This window comes from Streptomyces sp. TRM64462 (assembly GCF_013362995.1).
GTDB lineage: Bacteria > Actinomycetota > Actinomycetes > Streptomycetales > Streptomycetaceae > Streptomyces.
On record NZ_JABWDV010000302.1, the window covers coordinates 23,938 to 43,385 of the forward strand.

A 19,448-nucleotide genomic window follows, 5' to 3' on the forward strand; every position below is an offset into this window, starting at 1 on the left:
CCCTCACACCCTCGGCGGAGAGGCGCGGTCCCATGCGTCAAGCATCAGCTTGCGGTCAAGCGTCGGGGCCTTTACAGCGACTGCCGAACCTGGTGGGTCCTGGCACATCAGGACACGGGCGGTAGGCAGCACGACCCCACCCTCCAAGTCGCCAAGAAAGATCAGCTGCCGGTCATGGAGCTGCCTTCGGTCACCACGGTGCATAACCCTGACCTCGCAGTGCTGCTGCTCAAAGGCGGCAACATCGGCGGCAGTGAAGGCGATGTCGTTCCTGTTCTCAGCAATCAGCATTCGCAACGGCGTGCCGCAGTCAGAGCGGACAGCCTCAACGAATCGCAGCAGCTTTTCAGGATTTACGGCCATGTAACGGTCCACCCAAATGGCCTCCGGCACGCCCGATAGAAACCCGCAGAAAGTCTTAACGGACTCCCGCCAGTTGGCGGGCCACGTGGGCACTCGGCCGTCCAGAGCGACACGCGCTGCTTCTGAATGCAGGGCCCGGACCACCCCGTACTGCTGCTCGGCAGCCGGAACTAGCAGCGGGGCCAGGGCCTCCGTCGCGGAGTCGTCGGCAGGTAGAGGCGCGGGGCCATCGCGCAGCACGCCCTTAATCCAGGTAGCGGCCTCCCAGGGCACATCCTGGACCCACTTAGGCGCGAGGATCTCGGCGGCCTCGCACACCTGATGGAAGGCGACACGTCCCAGGACGGGCGCGACCTTCGACAGCAGCGCGGCGTTTCCACCCACGTTTGCTACCGCATCCGCCGAACGGGCGCAACCCGCAGCTTCAAAGTCCGCCTCGCCTGCAACGGGCAGCGCAACCACGCGAGCGCGTGCCACTAGCGGAGAGCCAGTAGAGATCAAGTGCATACTGCGACCCCAACGGCCAGTCAGCAACGCACCAGTGTCCAGAGCTTGTTCACCATCCACCAACAGCTTAAGCAGTTGCCGCTGAAGGCGCAGACCGTGCGTGTTGCGCAGCGCATGCGGATAGTCGTCGAAGAGCAATTGGGCCGCACCATGTCGATCCAGGGCGTCAAAGACGTCCACGTGAAACGCGGCTGTTCGCTCTTCCTGATTGTCGTTGGTGTAGGCACGCCCCCGAGTACGGACGCTAGTATCACCCAGCTCGCGTGCCACAGCTTCCAGCAAGACGGTCTTACCGGAACCTGGCACTCCCCGAGCAATGACCGTCTCGCCGTCTATCAAATGCTCACAGACCTGGTTGACCCAGCTCCGCTGGGCAGGTAGTAGCCGCATTCAGGGCCTCACTTCAGCACCTGGTCGCGCATCGCGTGGATCCGCGGTGCCCATTTCTCGTCAGTGATGCCGTACAACACCAAGTGCGCGGCCATGTCGGGTTCGCTCTCCGCCCATTCACGCGCATCCCTCTGCTCTTCCGGATCCTCCGACCACAGCAGTGGGAGCATGGCCGCCTCGTCCCCGAACCAATCAGCGAAGGACTTCAGTACGTCCGCAACCTCGGAGCGTGGGGTGTTTGGGCCGCGCCGCTGCAGGGCTTCCTGGAGCGCCTCCAAGGGAACGTGCCACGGGATGACATCATTGGGGCGCGTGCTGGCAGCAGCAGAGCAAGCCTTGCGGGTGAGCAAAGGGTGGCCGCCGAATTCGCGAAAGAGGAAGTCAATGGTCGCGGGGTCGCGGTAGCGCAACCCCATACGCCTGCCGAGACTGCGCACCATCTCCTGCATCTCGTCCTTCTTCATCGGCGACAGGAACGACAGGCGGACGAACTTGTAGAGCAGGTTGTCTCGGCCATCGAGGAGCGGGCGCTCGAAGATTGCCGGGTCCACTCCGGCACACACGATGCCGATACCGTCCTTACCCTCGGCTTCGCGGCGTTGGATGACGCCTCGAAGCTGGGTAAGGCATCGCAGCAGCGCCCACGCCTCGCCCTCCTCGAGGTTTGACCGGCCAGGCCAAGCCTGGTCGATCTCGTCGATGAACAGCTCCAGACGACCAGGCAGCGCGTCCAGCAGTATGTCCAAGTCGTTGAGCCAATGCGTGGAGATGTTCGCGACGGGGTGGGGGCGGCCGTCACGTGTAAGCAAGGTCAGACGGGGGGCGGATCCCGACGTGGCACGCAGTAGTTTGTGACACTCCACAAGCAGACCGAGCTGGAACTGCTCGGTCGACAGTCCACTGATGTCCAGCCGGATCACGGGTTTACCCTGCTCCGCCCGGTGGTTCTCCACGTAGTTGAGCAGCGAGGTCTTCCCGGCCTTACGTAGCCCGAAGATGCCGACGGACTGACCACGGTCCAGAGCGAAGTCAAGCTGCCGCACCTCGGCTCGGCGCCCGTAGAATGCGGCCGGTTCGGTGATGGGCTTGGTCAGGTCGTAGTGATCATGCGTGACCATGATCTGCGCGATGCGCTCGCGCAGGCTTATCTGAACCCCATTTTCAATCAGCGCGTTGGAGTCGATCGTTAGGATCGGCAGCTGCCCGCGGCGGCGGCGGACGAGGTTCTCCGCTCCCGCATCCGGAGTGAGCAAGATCGCGAAGTCTGGATCAAGCCTTGCCTCGCCCTTGCGTAGCCGGTCCGCAATGATGTCAAGCGTGCGCGGCTCCACTCGTTCATACGAGGCAGACAAGCACAGCACCTCGAGGTGCAGATCAAAGGTTTCCTGAACGTTCTCCGGCAGGGTGATGTAGATCCACCAGCGCCGACCGTCCTGGCGATCCTCCACGAACCGATAGGGCTCCGCGCCCATCTCGCGGAGAAGCTTGTTGAACTCTTTCCCCCCGAGGACCATCCGCTCGAACTTTGCCTTGTGTTCCGCGAGGACTTGCTGGTTGTGAGTGCTTGCCACGTACGCCTCTCAGCGAGCCGAGTTTCCCGGATCGTACGCCGGACAGGGCATGTTGGGCGACTCTTCGACGATTGCCGTGTGCCACGAGTAGACCGACACCCCTGCCGTCACGGCTCGGCGAGATGGAAGCCCCGTGGCGGACCTCGTCGGCGTTGCCGGCGTGAAGCAGCACGCGACCTTCGAGGGTGCAGTCAAAGAGGGCACATAGTGCGGCCTCGCCCTTGTCCAGCGGATGGAAGAAGCGTGGCTTCCCTCAAGGTCAGGCGGGCGCGAGGTCCTTGAGCGCGCCGCGAAGGGCCGCGCCAGCCTCGCTGGTCACCGCAGCCATCTCTCTCAGGTCCTGGCTCGTCAAGTACCGGTAGCTCTGCGGGGGGTGGAACGATGCCGACGCTCGCAGCGCCGCCAGGGTCACAGGAGCTTCGAAGGTAATCGGCTCTTCGAGTGACAGACCGCTGGCCCGGGTCGCGCCGCTCATGTACTCGTCGTACTCGCGCCGGCTGATTCCGGCGCTCGCGCGGCTGGCCGACCAGACCTCACGGGGGGTAGCGACCTGGACCGAGGCGATCCGCGCCATGCCCACGATGGCCATCGTGGGCGCGGTCGCGTAGAGGAGTACAGGAGTTCCAGGTGGAGCGGCGACGCGCTGCCGACGGACCTCCACCGTCTTGGTCCCTGCCAGGATCGCAGTGGCGAATCGAGGGTGGACGGACAGCAGCATCGCGCGCTCCGGATCACTCACGTCTTTCGGTGCCCCTCTTCGTAAACGGCCTGGAACAGCGCGCTACTCGTCTTCGACAGCGACATCGGCGGTACCCACCGTAGCCCCAGCCCCTTGGCCAACACGGTCAATCGTGAATGCGTCACCTGTACGGGAAAGATCTCCGTGTCCGAAAACCTCAACGCCATGGCCCTACCCGAAGCATCGGCTGTCGCACGCACTTCGGCACGACCATATACGCCCAGGTGTTCGAATCGCGAGAAGAGGGTGTCGGGGTCGTCGACGAGCACCTCGTCCAGGCGCGAGCACCCGATCACCATCTTGCCCTGCTGCCCGGAGGTGCCTTCGCTGACGTACCAGAGGATCCGCGCCGGCACGGTCTCTCCCCGGTGCCCGGACGACCGGTAGTAGACGTGCTCACGGCTGATGCCGAGAATGTCGTCCCGCGGTACGAGCATGGCCGGGACATCGAACAGTTCCGTGGACCACCGCGGTTTGATCGGCGCGATGAAGGACGGTAGCGCGGAGTTGATGAGCTTCGCTGGCCACCACACCCGCTCTACGACGCTCGCGATCTCGGGCGACTCGCCTTCCTCAAGACGAGGCGTCACCCGCCCCAGGCGGGCCGCGATCTCCCCGGCTTTCTCCGAGACCGTCTCGGCGGCCCCGCACACGTCGACGAGAAGCGCAGCGAAGCCGCTCTCATCTTCCGTGAAGCCGTCGGCGGCGGCAGCTGAAATCGCCGTCCTGGACACGTATGGATCCGCGATCCGAACGACCTCGGCCTCTCGCCCTCGCCCGAGCCTCTTGAGCATGAAGAGCAGCTGCCGTGCGAGCGTCTCCTCCAGCGGATGCGACGCAGTCCGCAGAAAAGCGACGTTGAGGGTGCGCCCGTCCATGGCCCACACGTAGAGGGCTACGGGGCTTCCCTCACCGTCGCGGAGAAGCTCCCTGCGCCACAAGACCCCATCGGAGGAGAGGGCTCTCAGCCGCTCCTCAAAAGCGGATCCTCTGTCGGCACCAGCCTGGTCGAAGAAGGCGACCAGTTCCCCTTCGCTGCCGGGAGCAACCTCCTCAGCTGAGAAGGCCGTACCCATGAGATCCGCCGGACGGTAGACCTGGGCCTGTCGCAGTTCGTCCACGTGAAGCGTGACCACTGCAGGTGAGACGACCTTGACTCGCGCGACGGCCCAAGCGATGTCCGCCAGGGCAGCCAGTCCGGGGTCGCGCGTCACCAACACCTGGAGGCCGGCGCAGGAAGTCTCGGCCACATACCGCAAGCGAGCTCGCTGCCGACTGTCCAAAGGCACGTGCGGCAGCTCCTTCTGCGCCGCTGTGACCAGCTCCGCCAGGCGGGCCGAGACCGCAGCGGGACCGGGAGAGAGCGACCGCAGCTCGGCGAGCCCCGTGCGCTGGTGATTCCGTTCCTCTCGGTCCTCAACGTCGCGTACCTCGTGCAGCAGCTGTGGCGTGAAGGCGAGCTCGATCAGGTCAGCGAGCCATCCCGCCTCGAGCGCACGCGACTCCTCGACGGCGCGCTCCGCTCCTGCACCGCGCAGCCCGGCGAATACGCTGTGGTCGACGGTCACCACCAGCAGTGCATCGCTCTGGGCCTCGGTGAACAGGTCCTCGTGGCCCAGGTCGAGCCACCAAGTGTCCAGCGTCTCCTTGTCCTTGCCCCGGCCCAGGCTCTCGCCCTTGGGAACAAAGCCCAGCGCCGTCCACATATCGCTGAGTCCGTAGTCACGCCGGCATTTCGCACGAATACCCAGCCGGTGAGCGTGCCGCTCGCGAATCGTCTCGATGAGTCGTCGCGCGACGCCCTTTGCTCGATGTTCCTCAGCCACGCACAGGTGGGCCAGGCGCACGTAGAGATTCCGCTTGGGGAGCCCGAAGAGCGCGTAGCCGACGACCTCCTCGTCGTCGACGGCCACCAGCAGACCGCCGTCCTCCGCGTGCTTGCGGTACGCGGGTGGCGTGAGCAGGCCCAGGTACTTCGTGTATCTGTCGCCCAAAGCAATCACTGCGTCCAGCAGCTCCGTCTGCTCCCCCGACACCGGCAGCACTTTGATCGCCATGCTCCCCCTCCAGTTCCCTTAACCGCTCAACGCCCCAGAGCGGCATACTGCCCAACAGCCTCGGTGCCGATCCACTGATTGATCAGAACCGGCTACCTGGCGGGAATCGATCGGTTTCTCTTCCTGTCACCAGCCACCGGTCGGGACAGGGTCACTTGATGAGTGATGAGGTTCGTTGTCGGCTGCGTACTGATCGGCAACGACGAAGGCGCTGGCGCAGTCCGGGCACTCGGCTTGGCCGAAGAGGTAGGTGAGGCCCTCGGCTATCCGGAGGAGGCCGAGGGCGCGGGCGGTGTCATGCATTCGCCTGCCCAGACTGCCAAGTCGCTCAACAGAGCACGGCTTGAGGGGGCGGCGGCGGACATCCCCCTCACACCAGTCCCGATAGGCGGAGTACCGGCCGTGGTCGCCGATCGCAACGGTGACAGGCAGGTCGCAGTGGGGGCAGCTCACGCTATAGAAGCCGTCATCGAAGTCGTACTCGGCCATGCTCCATCCGGTCGCGCCGGCGAACGCGAGGTCCGCCCGGAAGAACGCCACCGCGAGCGTCGGTGGAAGATCACCGTCACCGATACGGCGGGTAAGTACGTCCCTGAGCTCAGCGACGACAGGAGCCATTTCCCGTACGAGCTCGTCGGCGCCATGGTCCTGAAGGACTCCCGCGACGATCGCCCCGGCCAGTTCCAGCGCCCGATCCATCGCGACCGTTTCGCCGGAACGGGCAAGGTCCCTCAGATACGGGAGCGCGGCGAAGCTGGCTGCCGAGACCGTGAGCCCCTCGGTGGCCAGGAGGTGCCAGAGTTCCCGCCAAGCTTCCTCGTCGAGGGACGGCGATCGCAGAACCCGCTCGAGAACAGGCGGAACCTCGTCGTACGGTCCATGCCCGTACCTGGGCAACTGCCACTCGATCATTCGCCGATTCAAGCACGGGGCCCCGCGGGGCCCGAGTCGGAGAGGTCGTGCATCCTAACCGGATGACGCAGACCGGAGCCGAACATGTGAAGGTGCATTTCCACCTCGAGACGGATGGCGATTGGCCTCCCGCCTCGGTAGAGAGTCTTTGGGCTCTCGACCGCGGCGACGGCACCGTGCAACTCGACAACACTCCTTGGTTCGTACGCGGCGTGGCGTGCGGAGACGTCCTTGCCACCCACCCCGACGAGGAGGGCGTTCTCTGGGCGGGCCATGTGGTCGAGCCGTCTCAGAACTGCACGATCCGACTCATCGTGTTGCGGGACAAGGGATCTGGCGCGGCACGGCAGAGCGTTCTGAACGCGTTCGCGGAACTGGGAGTGGGTGGAGAGGGGATCGAGCGATTCGGCATGGTCGCCCTCAACGTGCCACCGGCGGCGGACCTCGCGAGGGTCCAGCGGCTCCTCGATCACAGCGTGGCCCAAGAATGGTGGGACATGGAAGAGGGCTGTGTCACCGATGCCTGGCGGGCAGCACAGTCGGGGTGAGCGGCACTGCGCGCCAGTTACCCACCGACGGCTTCGCTCCAGCTCCCATCCGGGCCGCGGTGGAGACTCCTGCGTTGCATCCGCCGGGCCGTCTCTTCGAGTGCTGCCCGTTCCTGGGCTCGCCGGGACGCATCCGGGTCCGTGAGGTCGAAGCCGAGCAGCGGGACCTCGTCCGGGTCGACGTCCTCGGGCGAGGGCCGGCCTTCCAGGAGGAAGCCGAAGAGGGCTCGAAGGGCTTCGTTGCCCAGTTCCAGCGGGTGGAAAGGCAGTGCGTACGGCTCCTCGTCCCACGCCGGGTCAAACTCCACGGGCCGGTCACCTGCCCAGTAGGGCATCTCGAAGGGGAATGGGTCACCAATGTTCTCCACGATGCCGCCGTCCGGCGAGAGGCTCAGCAAGCGGCGGAGGCGGCCGTCCTCCCAGACCGCGAAGGCAAGCCAATCCGAGACGCTGTGCATCGCGTGCAGGATCACGCGACGGCCCGCGGCGGCCTCCAGAAGGTGCGCCGGGAGTTCCGACGGGCGGTCGAACATCAGACGCCGATCGCAGACCAGGTCCACGCCCGGGAAGCTCGCCGCATACGTGAGGCGCTCTGGCGGGTACGTCGATTCCCCCAGGACATCGCCCTTCGTCGACTCCATCCCCCAGCCCGGGAAGACCTGGGCGATCAACGCCGCCGTTCCCTCAGCCGCCGGCTCGCTGGCCTCCCGCAGTGCCGAGGCCACGTCTCCGTCCGCGTACGCTAGTAGCGCCGTCTTCGCTCCCATGCGACGCACGCTAGCCCCCACCACTGACAGCCCGGGAGCGGCCAGCGAGTGAGTACGTTCGCGCAGGTCAGAGCCACCCCACTCCCCCATCCACCAAGTACCTTCTAAGCACTTGGCCGCAGGTTCGAGTCCTGCCGGGGGCGCTCAGCCCATCTGGCCAGCAGAAACGCTGATCTTTCTCCTTTCCGCGCGGAAGCACAGCGCGAGTTGGCCAAGTTCCTGCCCCTCTCGGCGTCTTCGGGCGTACGGTTCAGCTCACGGCCGACGAGGTCGTACGGTCGGCGGAGGTGTGCCGGGGAGGGCGGGCCATCGACCTGCCGATGGTGGGCGGGCCGATCGCGATCGGCTACCACCTGGACGGCGTCGACGACCTGGTGCTCGACGCCGTGACACTGGCCCGGATGCGCCCGATCACTGGCCGTACGGGGAGGACAAGACCTGGCGGGCCGAGGGCGGCGTCGCCGCTGCGGGTTCGGACGGCCTGGTGGCGCACGTGAAGGCGACGAACGGGGGCATCGGCTACTTCGAGCTGTCCTTCGCGAAGAACGCGAAGCTCCCCACCGTGCGGCTGGATACGGGCGCCGGCAGGGAGCCGGTGACGGTCTCGGCGGTCTCGGCGGAGTCGGCCTCGGCATGACGCTCCGCTTCGACTACCGCGAGCCCGCGCCCGGAACCTGGCCGATCGTCCTGGTCACATACGAGATCGTCAGCTCGCTGTCCTGAGCAGGGCGGCGATCTCGCGGGCCGCGTCCCTGGCCGGGCGGCCCACGCCGATGAGCGTGGCGGACGCGGGACCCGTCCAGTCGCCGTAACCGAGCAGGTGCAGGCGGGGCTCCGCGAGGGCTCGCGTGCCGTCCGTGGGGATGTGCCCGCGCGGGCCGCGCAGGCCCAGGGGGGCGAGGTGGGAGAGTGCCGGGCGGAAGCCGGTGCACCAGATGATCGCGTCGGCGTCGGCCGTCATGCCGTCGGACCAGGCCACGCCTGTCGGCGTCAGGCGGTCGAACATGGGTGACGCCTTGAGGTACCCCGCGTCCCGCGCCTCCCGTACGGGCGGTACGGCCACGATGTCGCCGAGCGACGCGACGCCGCCGCTGTCGGTGCGGCCCTCGTCCAGGGCCCGCCGCCGGGCCGTGGCGACGTCGAAGAGGACCCGGCCGTCGATGTCGTCGGGCAGGAAGCGCGGCTCGCGCAGGGTGACCCACGTCAGGTCCGACTCGTACGCGAGGTCGGCGGCGACCTGGGCCCCGGAGTTGCCGCCGCCCACCACGATCACCCTCCGGCCCGCGAAGTCGCGTGGGCCGCGGTAGTCCACGGTGTGCAGCTGCCGCCCGAGGAACACCTCGCGCCCCGGGACCGCGGGCAGGAACGGCCGCCCCCACGTGCCGGTCGCGCTCACGACCGCGCGGGCCCGCCAGGCGCCCCGGTCCGTTTCGACCCGCAGGAACTCCCCGTCCCGGTGGACGCCCGCGACTCGTACAGGGCGGTGCACGGGCAGTTCGTACCGCTGCTCGTAGTCCGCGAGGTACGCGACGACGTGCCTCGCGTCCGGGTACGTCGCCCCTTCCTGCGGTGGCATCATCCGGCCCGGGAGGGACGAGTACGCGGCCGGCGAGAACAGGCGCAGGGAGTCCCAGGTGTGCTGCCATGCGCCGCCCGGCCCGGACTGGGCGTCGAGCACGACGAAGTCCAGGCCGAGGCGGCGCAGGTGGTAACCGGCGGCGAGCCCGGACTGGCCGCCGCCGATCACCACCACATCCACGGTCACGTCCACGGTCACGGTCATGCGGCGGTCGTGAACTTCCGCCGCCAGGCCAGCGACACGTACACCAGCGCCACCAGCACCGGCACCTCGATCAGCGGGCCCACCACACCCGACAGGGCCTGACCCGACGTCACGCCGAAGGTCGCGATGGCGACCGCGATGGCCAGCTCGAAGTTGTTGCCGGCCGCCGTGAAGGCGAGCGTGGCCGTACGGTCGTAGGCCAGGCCGATCGCCTTGCCCAGTGCGAAGGTCCCGAACCACATCACCGCGAAGTACACGAGGAGCGGGATCGCGATGCGCGCCACGTCCAGCGGCTGCGAGGTGATCGTCTTCCCCTGGAGTGCGAACAGGACGACGATCGTGAACAGCAGGCCGTACAGCGCCCACGGGCCGATCTTCGGCAGGAACGTCGTCTCGTACGACTCGCGGCCCAGCTTCTTCTCACCGAGCCTGCGCGTCAGGAAGCCCGCCACCAGCGGCACGCCGAGGAAGATGACGACGTTGAGCGCGATCTTCCACATCGAGATGTCGAGCGCCTCGCCGTCGCCGAGGCCCAGCCAGCCGGGCAGCAGGTCCAGGTAGAACCAGCCGAGCAGGCCGAAGGCCAGGACCTGGAACACGCTGTTGAGTGCGACGAGGACGGCGGCGGCCTCGCGGTCGCCGCAGGCCAGGTCGTTCCAGATGATCACCATGGCGATGCAGCGGGCGAGCCCGACGATGATCAGGCCGGTGCGGTACTCGGGCAGGTCCGGCAGGAAGGTCCAGGCGAGCGCGAACATCACCGCCGGGCCGAGCACCCAGTTGACGACCAGCGACGAGAGCATCAGCTTGCGGTCGCCGGTGACGGCGTCGAGCTTGTCGTACCGGACCTTCGCCAGCACCGGGTACATCATGATCAGCAGCCCGAGGGCGATGGGCAGCGAGATCCCACCGACCTCGACCGCCGCGAGGGCGTCGTTCAGGCCCGGGACCACGCGGCCGAGCCCGAGGCCGACGCCCATGGCCAGCAGGATCCACACGGCCAGGAAACGGTCGAGCGTCGACAGCTTGGCGACCACCGACGCATCGGTGGCCGCTACGGGTGACGGCGGTGCTGCGGTATCGGTACGGGGTGTCACGGACAGGCCCTCTTGTTCTCGGCGGCGGTACGGGCGGTCTCGGCCAGCTCGGCGAACTGGCCGGCCAGAGCGGCGATGACGTCGGGGCGCAGCTTGTAGTACGTGAAGCGGCCGCAGGGCTCGGTCTCCACGACGCCGGCCTCGCGCAGCACTCTCAGGTGGTTGGAGAGGTTCGTCTGGCGGGCGCCGGTCTCCTCCACGAGGTGGGTGGTGCAGAGGGTCTCGCGGGCCAGCAGGGTCACGATCCGGAGCCTCAGCGGATCGGCCAGAACCCGGATCAGTTCAGTGTCGACTGACGTCATCATGGACTGATACTCTCACATCAGCGGTGGGTGACACCACCAGATGCTGAAGTCATTCATGCCTGATTCGCCGATGCGACAAGAGAGACCCCGATGTCCGACAAGCCCTCCGTGCTCTTCGTCTGTGTCCACAACGCCGGCCGCTCCCAGATGGCCGCCGCGTGGCTGACCCACCTGGCCGGGGACCGCGTCGAGGTCCGCTCGGCCGGTTCCGCCCCCGCCGATCAGGTCAACCCGGCCGCCGTCGAGGCCATGCGCGAGGTCGGCATCGACATGTCCGCCGAGACCCCGAAGATCCTCACCGTCGACGCGGTCAAGGCCTCCGACGTGTGCATCACCATGGGCTGCGGCGACACCTGCCCCGTCTTCCCCGGCAAGCGCTACCTGGACTGGAAGCTGGAGGACCCGGCCGGCCAGGGTGTCGAGGCCGTACGGCCGATCCGCGACGAGATCAAGAAGCTCGTCGAGGGCCTCATCGAGGAGATCGCCCCGCAGACGCCGCAGGCCCCGGAGGCCACGGTGTGAGCGAGATCCGTGAGGTCATCGTCATCGGCTGCGGCCCCGCCGGCTACACCGCCGGCGGCGCCATCTTCATCAGCGGCTCACTCACCACGACCACCGAGGTCGAGAACTTCCCCGGCTTCCCGCACGGCGTCGACGGACCGGTCCTCATGGAGAACATGCGGGCCCAGGCCGAGCGCTTCGGCGCCGAGATCGTCGAGGACGACGTCGTCTCCGTCGACCTGCACGGCGACATCAAGGAGGTCACCGACTCCGCCGGTACGGTCCACCGCGCCAAGGCCGTGATCGTCGCGACCGGCTCCGGCTACCGCAAGCTCGGGCTGCCGGGCGAGGAGGATCTGTCCGGCGTGGCCGTACGGAACAACATCACCGGCGAGACCCGCGACCTGGACGTGACCGGCCTGTTCGTCGCGATCGGCCACGACCCGCGCTCCGAGCTGTTCAAGAGCCGGCTCGACCTGGACGACGAGGGATACATCACGGTCCAGTCCCCCTCCACCCGTACGAACATCCCCGGCGTCTTCGCCGCGGGCGACGTCGTCGACCACACCTACCGCCAGGCCGTCACCGCCGCCGCCTCCGGCTGCGCGGCCGCCCTGGACGCCGAGCGCCACCTCGCCGACGTCCTCGGCTGATCCGGCCGTCAGCGTGGCGGAGCACGTTCAGCGTGCGGGCTTCAGGATCTCGCGGATGCGGCGCAGGCCCTCCGGGTTCGCCGAGTACCAGACCCACGTGCCACGGCGCTCGCGGTCCAGCAGTCCGGCGTCGCACATGACCTTCAGGTGGTGGCTGACCGTGGGCTGGCGGAAGCCCAGCGCGGCGGTGAGGTCGCAGACGCACGCCTCGCCCCCTGGTGCCTGCTCGATCATGCGGTAGAGCTGGAGCCGCGTCGGGTCGGCGATGGCCTTCAGCATGGCGGCGAGCCGCTCGGCCTCGTCGCGCTCGGTGAGGAAGCCGACGAGTTCGACGCCACACGTCTCCAGCGCGTCCTCGGTGAGCGAGGCGATCGTCGGCACGATCATCACGCCCATGACGAGGCCCGCCGCGAGGCCGTTGCGCACCTCGGGCGCCCAGGCTTCGGGCAGCACGTCCTGGAGGAGCGGGGTGATGAACGCTGTCGCGAAGAACGCGAAGAAGCCGTACACGACCGTCGGGATGCCGGCGAGGACGTCCAGGCTCGGCTTGAGGGCCTTTCGCGCACCCGGCCTGGCGTACTCGCTCAGGTAGATGGCGGCGCCGAGGCCGACCGGAACGGCCACAAGGAGCGCGATGCCGGTGATGACAAGGGTCGCGGCGACCAGGGGCAGCACGCCGGACTTCTTGTCGGCGAAGAGCGGGGTCCACTCGGTGCCGGTGAAGAACTCGGCGGGGCTGACCTGTTGGAAGAAGCCCACCGCCGCAGGGACCGCGCACCGGTCCCGGTCCCTGCGGCGGACGGTGTGGTGGTGGGGCCACTCACTTGGCGGCTGCCTCGGGCTTGTCGAGGGCGGCCTTGAGGTCCCTGCGGCTTCTTCAGGCCGGTGTCCGACGGGGCGTCGGCACCGCCGCACGCGGTCGCGGCCGGCATCACAGCCGCCGTCAGGGCCGGCGGAGCCTTGACCCGGCGCGACTGGGCTGTGGTCCGGCTGCTCAGCGGACGCTCCGCGTAGACTCGACTCCCGATATCGGTTCCGTCACTGGTTGCCGGATGAGGAGGTGGCCCGACAGGTGCGGGAGTTCCAACGTGGTGCGGTGCGGCTGCACATCCTGCATCACGCGGCCGAGGAGGAGATCCATGGCGCGTGGATGACGGAGGAACTGGCCAGGCACGGCTACCGGATCAGTCCCGGCACTCTGTATCCGACGCTGCACCGGCTGGAGGCGGACGGGCTGTTGGAGTCCGAGCAGCGTGTGGTGGACGGCCGTACCCGGCGTGTCTACCGGGCGACGGAGGCCGGGAAGGAGGCGCTCGCCGAGGACCGCAGGGCGCTGCGGGAGCTGGCCCGCGAGGTTCTGGGCGACGACGCCCCGGCGTGACGGGTGCCAGCCGCCGATGGCGCTGCCGGCGAGCGGGCCCACGCGGTGACGATCCGGATCAGCACCGCGGTCTCGGTGCCGACCTGGGCGGCCGCCGTGAACGCGGCGCCCGGGTCCGGCCAGCCGGCCGCCACAGCCGTCAGGCTCAGATGGGCGGAGGAGGAGACGGGCAGGAACCGGTGGCAGGTCCTTGCGGTGAGGCCCAGGCCAGAGCAGGAGGCGCAGGATCGGGACACGGCGGCCGGGCGGCGGCCTGAGAGGGATCGTCAGGACCGGGTGCTCGCCAGGCGGCGGATGCCGTACACCGCGGCGCCCGCCCCCAGGACCGCGGCGCCGGAGATCACCGACGACACGGGCAGCGCGAAGGCCAGGGCCAGGCAGCCGGCCAGTCCGACGACCGGAATCACCCGCGCCGGGCGGCCCTCCTCGGGCGTGAGGGTCCAGGCGGACGCGTTGGCGACCGCGTAGTAGGCCAGCACTCCGAAGGACGAGAAGCCGATCGCCGCCCGCACATCGGCCGTCGCCGCGACGACCGCGACCACCGCGCCCACCACCAGCTCGGCCCGGTGCGGCACCTTGAAGCGGGGATGCACGGCGGCCAGGGCGTGCGGCAGGTGCCGGTCCCGGGCCATCGCCAGCGTCGTACGGGACACCCCCAGGATCAGTGCCAGCAGCGACCCGAGCGCCGCCACCGCCGCACCGGCCCGGACGACCGGCTCCAGCCCGCCCACACCGGCGGCGCGCACCGCGTCCGACAGCGGCGCCGTCGCCTCGGCCAGCCGCGCGGGGCCGAGCACCAGCAGCACGGACACGGCCACCAGCACGTACACGACGAGCGTGACGCCGAGGGCGAGCGGGATGGCGCGGGGGATGGTCCGCTGCGGGTCGCGCACCTCCTCGCCGAGCGTGGCGATACGGGCGTACCCGGCGAAGGCGAAGAACAGCAGCCCGGCAGCCTGGAGCACCCCGCCGAACGTTGCGTCGTCGCCGATGTCCAGCCGTGCCGCCCGCGTCGCGCCCGAGGTGAGCACGGCGACCACGACGGCGGCGAGGACCGCCAGCACGACAGCGACGATCGCCCTGGTCAGCCACGCGGACTTCTGCACCCCCAGGTAGTTGACCGAGGTCAGCGCCACCACCGCGGCCACCGCCACGGCGTGCGCCTGGCCGGGCCACACGTACAGGCCCACCGTCAGGGCCATGGCGGCACAGGAGGCGGTCTTGCCGACCACGAAGCCCCAGCCCGCCAGATAGCCCCAGAACTCACCGAGGCGTTCACGGCCGTAGACGTAGGTACCGCCCGACGCGGGATAGCGGGCCGCGAGCCGAGCGGATGAGGTGGCGTTGCAGTACGCCACCACGGCCGCCAGGGCCAGCCCCACCAGCAGGCCGGATCCGGCGGCCCTGGCGGCGGGCGCGAGCGCCGCGAAGATGCCCGCGCCGATCATCGACCCCAGGCCGATCACCACCGCGTCGGGCACCCCCAGCCGCCGGCGCAACTCGTCCGGCAACCCTGCGGGCTTCGATGGCGTGCTGCTCACGGCCTGCTCTCCTCCGACGGTACCTTCGTACCGGCTAACGGACTCCGATATCGGTGAACGATATATGAGCGGCCGTCGGTGGTCGCGGCGCCCGCACTTCGGCTGTGCGGTTCGGTCGTCACTGTCTGGCGTAGGAGCCGTCGCCTGTCGTGTTGAGGCGGACCGTCAGGCCGCTGGCCGACCCGTATGCCCTTGTCGGACGGCGGCGCCGTGGTCAGGTCTCCGTCCCGGCACGGCACGGCACGGCAGGAAGACCCGTACGTCGTCCAGGGTGAGACCGGCGGCCAGGAGAAGCCGTCCGCTCCGGTGTCCGTCCCTGGCGTCTTGGTCGCCGCGTAGACCGAGCTGCCCGGCCAGGGCCGCTACGGCCGCCACTCTCGCCTGATCAACCCGAACACCCACGAGTCGGACACCTCGCCGTTCACGACGCAGTCTTCCCGCAACGTCCCCTCACGCACGAATCCGACCTTCTCCAGAACCCGGGCGGATGCCACGTTGCGCGTATCGGTCTCGGCCTGGACCCGATTCAGGTCCAGTGTGTCGAATGCCCACCGCAGCAAGGCGTGCGCGGCCTCCGTCGCGTAGCCGTGGCCCCACATCGCGTCGTCGAGGCAGTAACCCAGCGACGCACTGCGGTTGACCGGGTCCCACTGGGACAGAGCGCACCAGCCGACGAAGGCCCCGTCAGAAGCACGGTCGATGGCCACCCGCGCCCCGGTGCCCTCGTCCGCCAACTTCCGGCACATCGCGATGAAGCGTTCGGCGCGGGCCGGTTCGTTCCACGGCGGGGAGTCCCAGTACCGCATCACGTAGGTGCTGCTGTGCAGGGCGAAGAGGGCGGTTGCGTCGGTGTCGGTGAAGGGTCGCAGTCGCAGGCGAGCGGTGTGCAGGACGGGGGTCGCCAAAGTCATGCGCACCATCTTGTGTGCTCGCGGGGCGGGCAGAACACCGAATATCCCGGCGGGTCACCGGGCCTCGCCTCCCCGGGGAGAGTCCGTCAGTCGGCGGGCGTGGTCGGTGAGCCAGGAAGGGGCGATGACCTCGGCATTGCCGTCGAGGGCTGCAGCCGCACGGGTCAGGGCGACGGCCGCGGACTGCGGGCCGGCAGGGAGGGCGCGGGCCGCCTCCGCCAGGGAGCGGGCCGCCTCCGCCTGGGCGGCTCCCGCGATCTGGAGGGCGGTCGAGGCACGTTCGGCCGTCGTGGCGGACTGCGCGAGGCGGCCGTCGCACCAGTACGCCCAGGCGAGATTGAGCAGGCAGACACCCTCGGCGCGGGGATTCTCCATGAGGGAGGCCTCGTGGCGGGCTTCTTCCAGCACCGCGACCGCCTGCGCCGGGTGGCCGAGGGCCAGGAGGGCGATGCCCCGGGCGTTCAGCGCGTAGGCGATCGCCTCCTGACTGCCGGCCGCGCGGTAGGCGCGGGCTGTCTCGGCGCCCGCGTCGGCGGTCTCCTGCCAGCGGCCCAGCATGAGCAGGGCGATGGTGCGGGCGTTGCCGGCGCGTGCGACGGTGAGCGGGTCGCCGCTCGCGCCGGCCAGTGCCGCCAGCCGGTCGGCGCCGTCCAGCGCGCGCTCGCCGTCGCCGAGGTAGCTGTAGGCGAGGCTGAGGGAGAGCAGTGCGTGCACTTCCCGCTCGGTGTCGCCGAGTTCGCGCGCCAGCTCGGCGGCGCGGGCGAGCGGTTCGACCGTGGCTTCCTGGTCGCCGAGCTGGCGGTGGGCGTCGCCGAGGCCGAACAGGGCGTTCTGCAGCGCCGAACGGTCGCCGAGACGTTCGGCGAGAGCCGCCGCTTCGGTGAAGAGTCCGACGGCCTGCTCCATCGGGCCGGCGCTGAGCCGCGCGTGCCCGAAGGCGACGGTGTGGGCGAGGCGTACCCGGTCCTCCGAGATGTGTCCGTCGACGGCGAGGTGCATCGAGACCGCGGTGAGTACCGAGCCGTGCCAGACAAGCCACTCGCTGATCCCGTTGAGCACCCGCGCGGCACCGTCGTGGTCACCGGCGCGTACGAGATGGTCGAACTGCCGCCGGTGCGGCTCGATGTCCTCCAGCGCCCGCCAGGTGTCGCGCGGCCTTGCCCTGCGCGCGTACCAGGACGCGATCTGCCGCTCCACCGCCTGCTTCCCGAAGGGTCCGTGCCGTGGCATCTGCGCGTAGGCGAGGTCCGCGTCCATGGGGTGCAGGGCGAGGGTGCGGCTCGCCCGGTCCACGGAGACCAGGTGCACGCGGACGAGGGAGGCGAGGACGGGAACCACGGGCAGCTCCGGATCGAGCGCGCCCAGGATCTCTTCGACCGTGCTCTGCAACGCGGGCGTGCGCAGCGCGGCGAGGACACCGAGGACGGCGCGCGGCGGCGCGTCGAGGCGCTGGTAGCGGTCCTGGGCGAGGTCGGCGACGACGTCATGACGTCGGGTGAAGTCCTCCAGTACGTCCTTCAGGCTGGGCAGCGGCACCATCTCGTCGGCGACCGCGCCGACGAGGAGTTCCAGCGCGCGCGGGACGCCGTGGACGCGGACCGCGGCGTGCAGCAGTTCGTCGTCGGTCAGGTCGGCTATGCCGAGGCTGCCGTCCCGGTCGAGTTCGCGCAGCAGCGCGGCCGCCTCGGCGGGGCTGAGACCCTCGAAGAGCTCCACCTGGGCCGCGAAGCGCCGCAGCTCGGGTGCGAGGCGTACCGGTACCTGGCTGGTGACGAGGAGACGCGGAGTGGAGCGGGCGCGGAACAGCCAGTCGAGGAAGACCGCGAGCTCCTCGTCGGCGATGCCGCCGTCGTCGTGGAGCAGGTCCTCCAGGTTGTCCATGAGGATGACGATCAGCCGGTCTCCGATGGCCGCGAGCAGCTCGGCCAGCCGGTCCTGCGTCGTCCCGGCGGCGGCCCAGACCCCGCGCAGATGCGCTTCCCGCTCGGGGCCGAGCAGGCGGGCGCAGTCGAAGTAGAGGCGTTCCAGGGAGATCCCGGACGTACGGGTGGAGAGGTTGACCAGGCCGGACGGGAGCGGCCCCTGGACAGGTCCGGGCCATTCGCCACGGTCGAGGAAGTCCATGACCTTCGCGGCGAGCGCGCTCTTGCCGATCCCGCGCCGCCCGGTGATGGTCACCATGCGGATGGCGGGATCGCTCAGATGGCGGGCGACCGCGTCGCGTTCACGTGTGCGGTTATTGAACAGTTCTATGCCGTGCGCGACGGGAACCCCGACCACACGGACTCCTGGAGCCCGCTGGTCGTGAGCGTCCCCGACGGTGGCGAGGGTCTGAACCTCCGTGCCGGAGAGCGCGAGCAGCCGGGCGAGTTCCGTGCGGTCCGCGGCGTCGAGCCTGCGCAACGCCTGGTCGAGGTGGACGGCGGTGAGCCGGCCCGCGCCCTCCCAGCGGTGGTGTTCGGCGACCACGCCGATGATGCGGTCGCCGGCCCACACCGCGGCCCCCGACATGCCCGCCCATGGCGACGCACCCGGGTCGGGGTCGGCACCGGCCGGTGCCACGGTCATTTCCAGCGTGCCGGTACGGAGGTTGGAGAGTGCCGCCACCGTCCCGTCCGCCTGGTGCACTTCGCGGAAGTACGTACCGTCGGCGCGGCGCCGCCGCTTCCACAGCGGGAACCCGGCAGCGTGCACGCGGAACACGCCGTGCCGGTCGTCGGCGATACGCGCGAAACGGGCCGGCTCGACGACCGCGGGGGCTCCCGCCGGTGGCACGAAGGTCAGCACGGCGAGGTCGCTGCCCTGGTCCGCCCAGGTCACGGCCGCCGGAGCCGACCACTCGCCGGACCGGTCGGCGTCGCACCGCACGACCGTCCCGGTCGCGTCGGCGACCACGTGGGCGGCCGTGAGGACCAGGCCGGCGGAGATCAGGTAGCCGGAACCGCGCCGCCTGCCGCCGCCGGCTTCGACGATGATCTCGGCGATCCGGTGAGGGTCGAGCCCGGGCCCGGGGGCCGAAGGCTCAGGTCTCATCGGGCAGTTCGGCGCCCGAGATCAGCGCGGGGCGGTCGGGTGCCTCTCCGCGTACCGGCTGGAGGGTCAGCATGATCCGCTGGGTGGCCGTGCGTGCCGAGCGCGCGGAATGGTTGACGTCGAACACCCAGAACCGCACCTTGGCCCCCGGCTCGCGGCTCCGTTCCACTCCCACGGTGAGTTCGAGCTCCAGCTTCTCCGCCTGGAAGCGGAGTTCGCCACCGTCCCCGTCCGCCATGGCCCGGCTCAGCTCGCTCCGCAACTGGGCGATCATGTCTGCCAGTTCCACCGCGTCTTCCACGCGTACCCCCGTCTCGCCCGACACCCGTCGACTGTTTCCGTTTCCGCCGAGCATACCGACGGATCGTCAACTGCTCTTCCCGAAGGGC

Annotated in this window: 20 protein-coding genes and 1 pseudogene; 6 read left to right on the plus strand and 15 right to left on the minus strand. The window is 69.3% G+C overall.

The genetic code is table 11. From position 1 onward, the window contains the following. Positions 1–3 precede the first annotated feature (3 nt). The 5 genes from HTZ82_RS14520 to HTZ82_RS14540 form a co-directional block, all read right to left on the minus strand. Entirely contained in the window at positions 4–1,260 is a 1,257-nt protein-coding gene (locus HTZ82_RS14520; protein ID WP_254711858.1) for an ATP-binding protein, read from the minus strand. Between the two features lie 8 nt (positions 1,261–1,268). Continuing rightward, positions 1,269–2,831, minus strand: a complete 1,563-nt coding sequence (locus HTZ82_RS14525; protein ID WP_175409784.1) for an ATP-binding protein — start codon at positions 2,829–2,831, stop codon at positions 1,269–1,271. A 259-nt stretch (positions 2,832–3,090) separates the two neighbouring features. Continuing rightward, entirely contained in the window at positions 3,091–3,570 is a 480-nt protein-coding gene (locus HTZ82_RS14530; RefSeq protein WP_309235472.1) for an ASCH domain-containing protein, read from the minus strand. Then, on the minus strand, positions 3,567–5,627 hold the full coding sequence (locus HTZ82_RS14535) for a GNAT family N-acetyltransferase (RefSeq protein WP_175409785.1): 2,061 nt from the start codon (positions 5,625–5,627) through the stop codon (positions 3,567–3,569). Before HTZ82_RS14535 ends, HTZ82_RS14530 begins: the two co-directional genes overlap by 4 nt. 126 nt (positions 5,628–5,753) lie before the next feature. Further along, entirely contained in the window at positions 5,754–6,539 is a 786-nt protein-coding gene (locus HTZ82_RS14540; RefSeq protein WP_175409786.1) for a hypothetical protein, read from the minus strand. A 62-nt stretch (positions 6,540–6,601) separates the two neighbouring features. On the opposite strand from HTZ82_RS14540, the gene HTZ82_RS14545 reads away from it, so the two are divergent. After that, positions 6,602–7,087: a DUF4265 domain-containing protein gene (locus HTZ82_RS14545; protein WP_175409787.1), complete on the plus strand. Its 486-nt coding sequence runs from the start codon at positions 6,602–6,604 to the stop codon at positions 7,085–7,087. A gap of 17 nt (positions 7,088–7,104) precedes the next feature. Here HTZ82_RS14545 and HTZ82_RS14550 read toward each other — a convergent pair whose 3' ends face one another. Continuing rightward, entirely contained in the window at positions 7,105–7,854 is a 750-nt protein-coding gene (locus tag HTZ82_RS14550) for a DUF6928 family protein (protein WP_254711859.1), read from the minus strand. 287 nt (positions 7,855–8,141) lie between these two features. Between HTZ82_RS14550 and HTZ82_RS14555 the strand changes: the two genes are divergently transcribed. Continuing rightward, positions 8,142–8,351 (plus strand): hypothetical protein, encoded by a 210-nt coding sequence (locus HTZ82_RS14555; protein WP_175409788.1) that lies wholly within the window; start codon positions 8,142–8,144, stop codon positions 8,349–8,351. Further along, on the plus strand, positions 8,348–8,491 hold the full coding sequence (locus HTZ82_RS14560) for a hypothetical protein (protein ID WP_175409789.1): 144 nt from the start codon (positions 8,348–8,350) through the stop codon (positions 8,489–8,491). The genes HTZ82_RS14555 and HTZ82_RS14560 overlap by 4 nt, the downstream gene beginning before the upstream one ends. A gap of 69 nt (positions 8,492–8,560) precedes the next feature. On the opposite strand, the gene HTZ82_RS14565 is transcribed toward HTZ82_RS14560, so the two are convergent. From HTZ82_RS14565 to HTZ82_RS14575, 3 genes are read right to left on the minus strand one after another with little or no spacing between them, the layout of a single operon-like run. Further along, entirely contained in the window at positions 8,561–9,637 is a 1,077-nt protein-coding gene (locus HTZ82_RS14565) for an ArsO family NAD(P)H-dependent flavin-containing monooxygenase (protein ID WP_175409790.1), read from the minus strand. Next, positions 9,634–10,740 carry an ACR3 family arsenite efflux transporter gene (gene arsB / locus HTZ82_RS14570; RefSeq protein WP_375540821.1) on the minus strand — a complete coding sequence of 369 codons (1,107 nt, stop codon included), beginning with the start codon at positions 10,738–10,740 and terminating at the stop codon, positions 9,634–9,636. The genes HTZ82_RS14565 and arsB overlap by 4 nt, the downstream gene beginning before the upstream one ends. Beyond that, positions 10,731–11,039 (minus strand): helix-turn-helix transcriptional regulator, encoded by a 309-nt coding sequence (locus HTZ82_RS14575; protein WP_175409792.1) that lies wholly within the window; start codon positions 11,037–11,039, stop codon positions 10,731–10,733. Before HTZ82_RS14575 ends, arsB begins: the two co-directional genes overlap by 10 nt. Before the next feature lie 90 nt (positions 11,040–11,129). Here HTZ82_RS14575 and HTZ82_RS14580 point away from each other — a divergent pair, with 90 nt between their 5' ends. Further along, positions 11,130–11,561: an arsenate reductase ArsC gene (locus HTZ82_RS14580; protein WP_175409793.1), complete on the plus strand. Its 432-nt coding sequence runs from the start codon at positions 11,130–11,132 to the stop codon at positions 11,559–11,561. Beyond that, positions 11,558–12,193, plus strand: a complete 636-nt coding sequence (locus tag HTZ82_RS14585) for an FAD-dependent oxidoreductase (protein ID WP_175409794.1) — start codon at positions 11,558–11,560, stop codon at positions 12,191–12,193. The genes HTZ82_RS14580 and HTZ82_RS14585 overlap by 4 nt, the downstream gene beginning before the upstream one ends. A 27-nt stretch (positions 12,194–12,220) precedes the next feature. Here HTZ82_RS14585 and HTZ82_RS33065 read toward each other — a convergent pair whose 3' ends face one another. After that, entirely contained in the window at positions 12,221–12,952 is a 732-nt protein-coding gene (locus HTZ82_RS33065) for a metalloregulator ArsR/SmtB family transcription factor (RefSeq protein WP_375540818.1), read from the minus strand. A 313-nt stretch (positions 12,953–13,265) separates the two neighbouring features. On the opposite strand from HTZ82_RS33065, the gene HTZ82_RS14595 reads away from it, so the two are divergent. Then, entirely contained in the window at positions 13,266–13,574 is a 309-nt protein-coding gene (locus HTZ82_RS14595; RefSeq protein WP_175409795.1) for a PadR family transcriptional regulator, read from the plus strand. Between the two features lie 29 nt (positions 13,575–13,603). Here the strand turns inward: HTZ82_RS14595 and HTZ82_RS33070 are convergent. The 5 genes and pseudogenes from HTZ82_RS33070 to HTZ82_RS14620 all read right to left on the minus strand — a co-directional run. After that, a pseudogene (locus tag HTZ82_RS33070) lies at positions 13,604–13,780 on the minus strand (undecaprenyl-diphosphate phosphatase); the annotation flags it as partial. A 60-nt stretch (positions 13,781–13,840) separates the two neighbouring features. Then, complete coding sequence (locus HTZ82_RS14605) at positions 13,841–15,115, minus strand: APC family permease (protein WP_309235474.1); 1,275 nt, start codon at positions 15,113–15,115, stop codon at positions 13,841–13,843. A 362-nt stretch (positions 15,116–15,477) separates the two neighbouring features. Then, a complete protein-coding gene (locus HTZ82_RS14610; protein WP_175409817.1) occupies positions 15,478–16,026 on the minus strand; it encodes a GNAT family N-acetyltransferase in 549 nt (182 codons plus the stop codon). 54 nt (positions 16,027–16,080) lie between these two features. Next, positions 16,081–19,059 (minus strand): trypsin-like peptidase domain-containing protein, encoded by a 2,979-nt coding sequence (locus HTZ82_RS14615; RefSeq protein ID WP_175409796.1) that lies wholly within the window; start codon positions 19,057–19,059, stop codon positions 16,081–16,083. Next, positions 19,049–19,348, minus strand: a complete 300-nt coding sequence (locus HTZ82_RS14620; protein ID WP_309235476.1) for a trypco2 family protein — start codon at positions 19,346–19,348, stop codon at positions 19,049–19,051. The genes HTZ82_RS14615 and HTZ82_RS14620 overlap by 11 nt, the downstream gene beginning before the upstream one ends. Positions 19,349–19,448: the final 100 nt, after the last annotated feature.

What these genes read in the sequence shown, in the direction of transcription:
- HTZ82_RS14575 (WP_175409792.1), bottom strand. Translation starts at nt 11,039, where the DNA reads ATGATGACGTCAGTCGACACTGAACTGATCCGGGTTCTGGCCGATCCG.
- HTZ82_RS14615 (WP_175409796.1), bottom strand. Translation starts at nt 19,059, where the DNA reads ATGAGACCTGAGCCTTCGGCCCCCGGGCCCGGGCTCGACCCTCACCGG.
- HTZ82_RS14610 (WP_175409817.1), bottom strand. Translation starts at nt 16,026, where the DNA reads ATGACTTTGGCGACCCCCGTCCTGCACACCGCTCGCCTGCGACTGCGA.
- HTZ82_RS14535 (WP_175409785.1), bottom strand. Translation starts at nt 5,627, where the DNA reads ATGGCGATCAAAGTGCTGCCGGTGTCGGGGGAGCAGACGGAGCTGCTG.
- HTZ82_RS14550 (WP_254711859.1), bottom strand. Translation starts at nt 7,854, where the DNA reads ATGGGAGCGAAGACGGCGCTACTAGCGTACGCGGACGGAGACGTGGCC.
- HTZ82_RS14520 (WP_254711858.1), bottom strand. Translation starts at nt 1,260, where the DNA reads ATGCGGCTACTACCTGCCCAGCGGAGCTGGGTCAACCAGGTCTGTGAG.
- HTZ82_RS14565 (WP_175409790.1), bottom strand. Translation starts at nt 9,637, where the DNA reads ATGACCGTGACCGTGGACGTGACCGTGGATGTGGTGGTGATCGGCGGC.
- HTZ82_RS14540 (WP_175409786.1), bottom strand. Translation starts at nt 6,539, where the DNA reads ATGATCGAGTGGCAGTTGCCCAGGTACGGGCATGGACCGTACGACGAG.
- HTZ82_RS14545 (WP_175409787.1), top strand. Translation starts at nt 6,602, where the DNA reads ATGACGCAGACCGGAGCCGAACATGTGAAGGTGCATTTCCACCTCGAG.
- HTZ82_RS14580 (WP_175409793.1), top strand. Translation starts at nt 11,130, where the DNA reads ATGTCCGACAAGCCCTCCGTGCTCTTCGTCTGTGTCCACAACGCCGGC.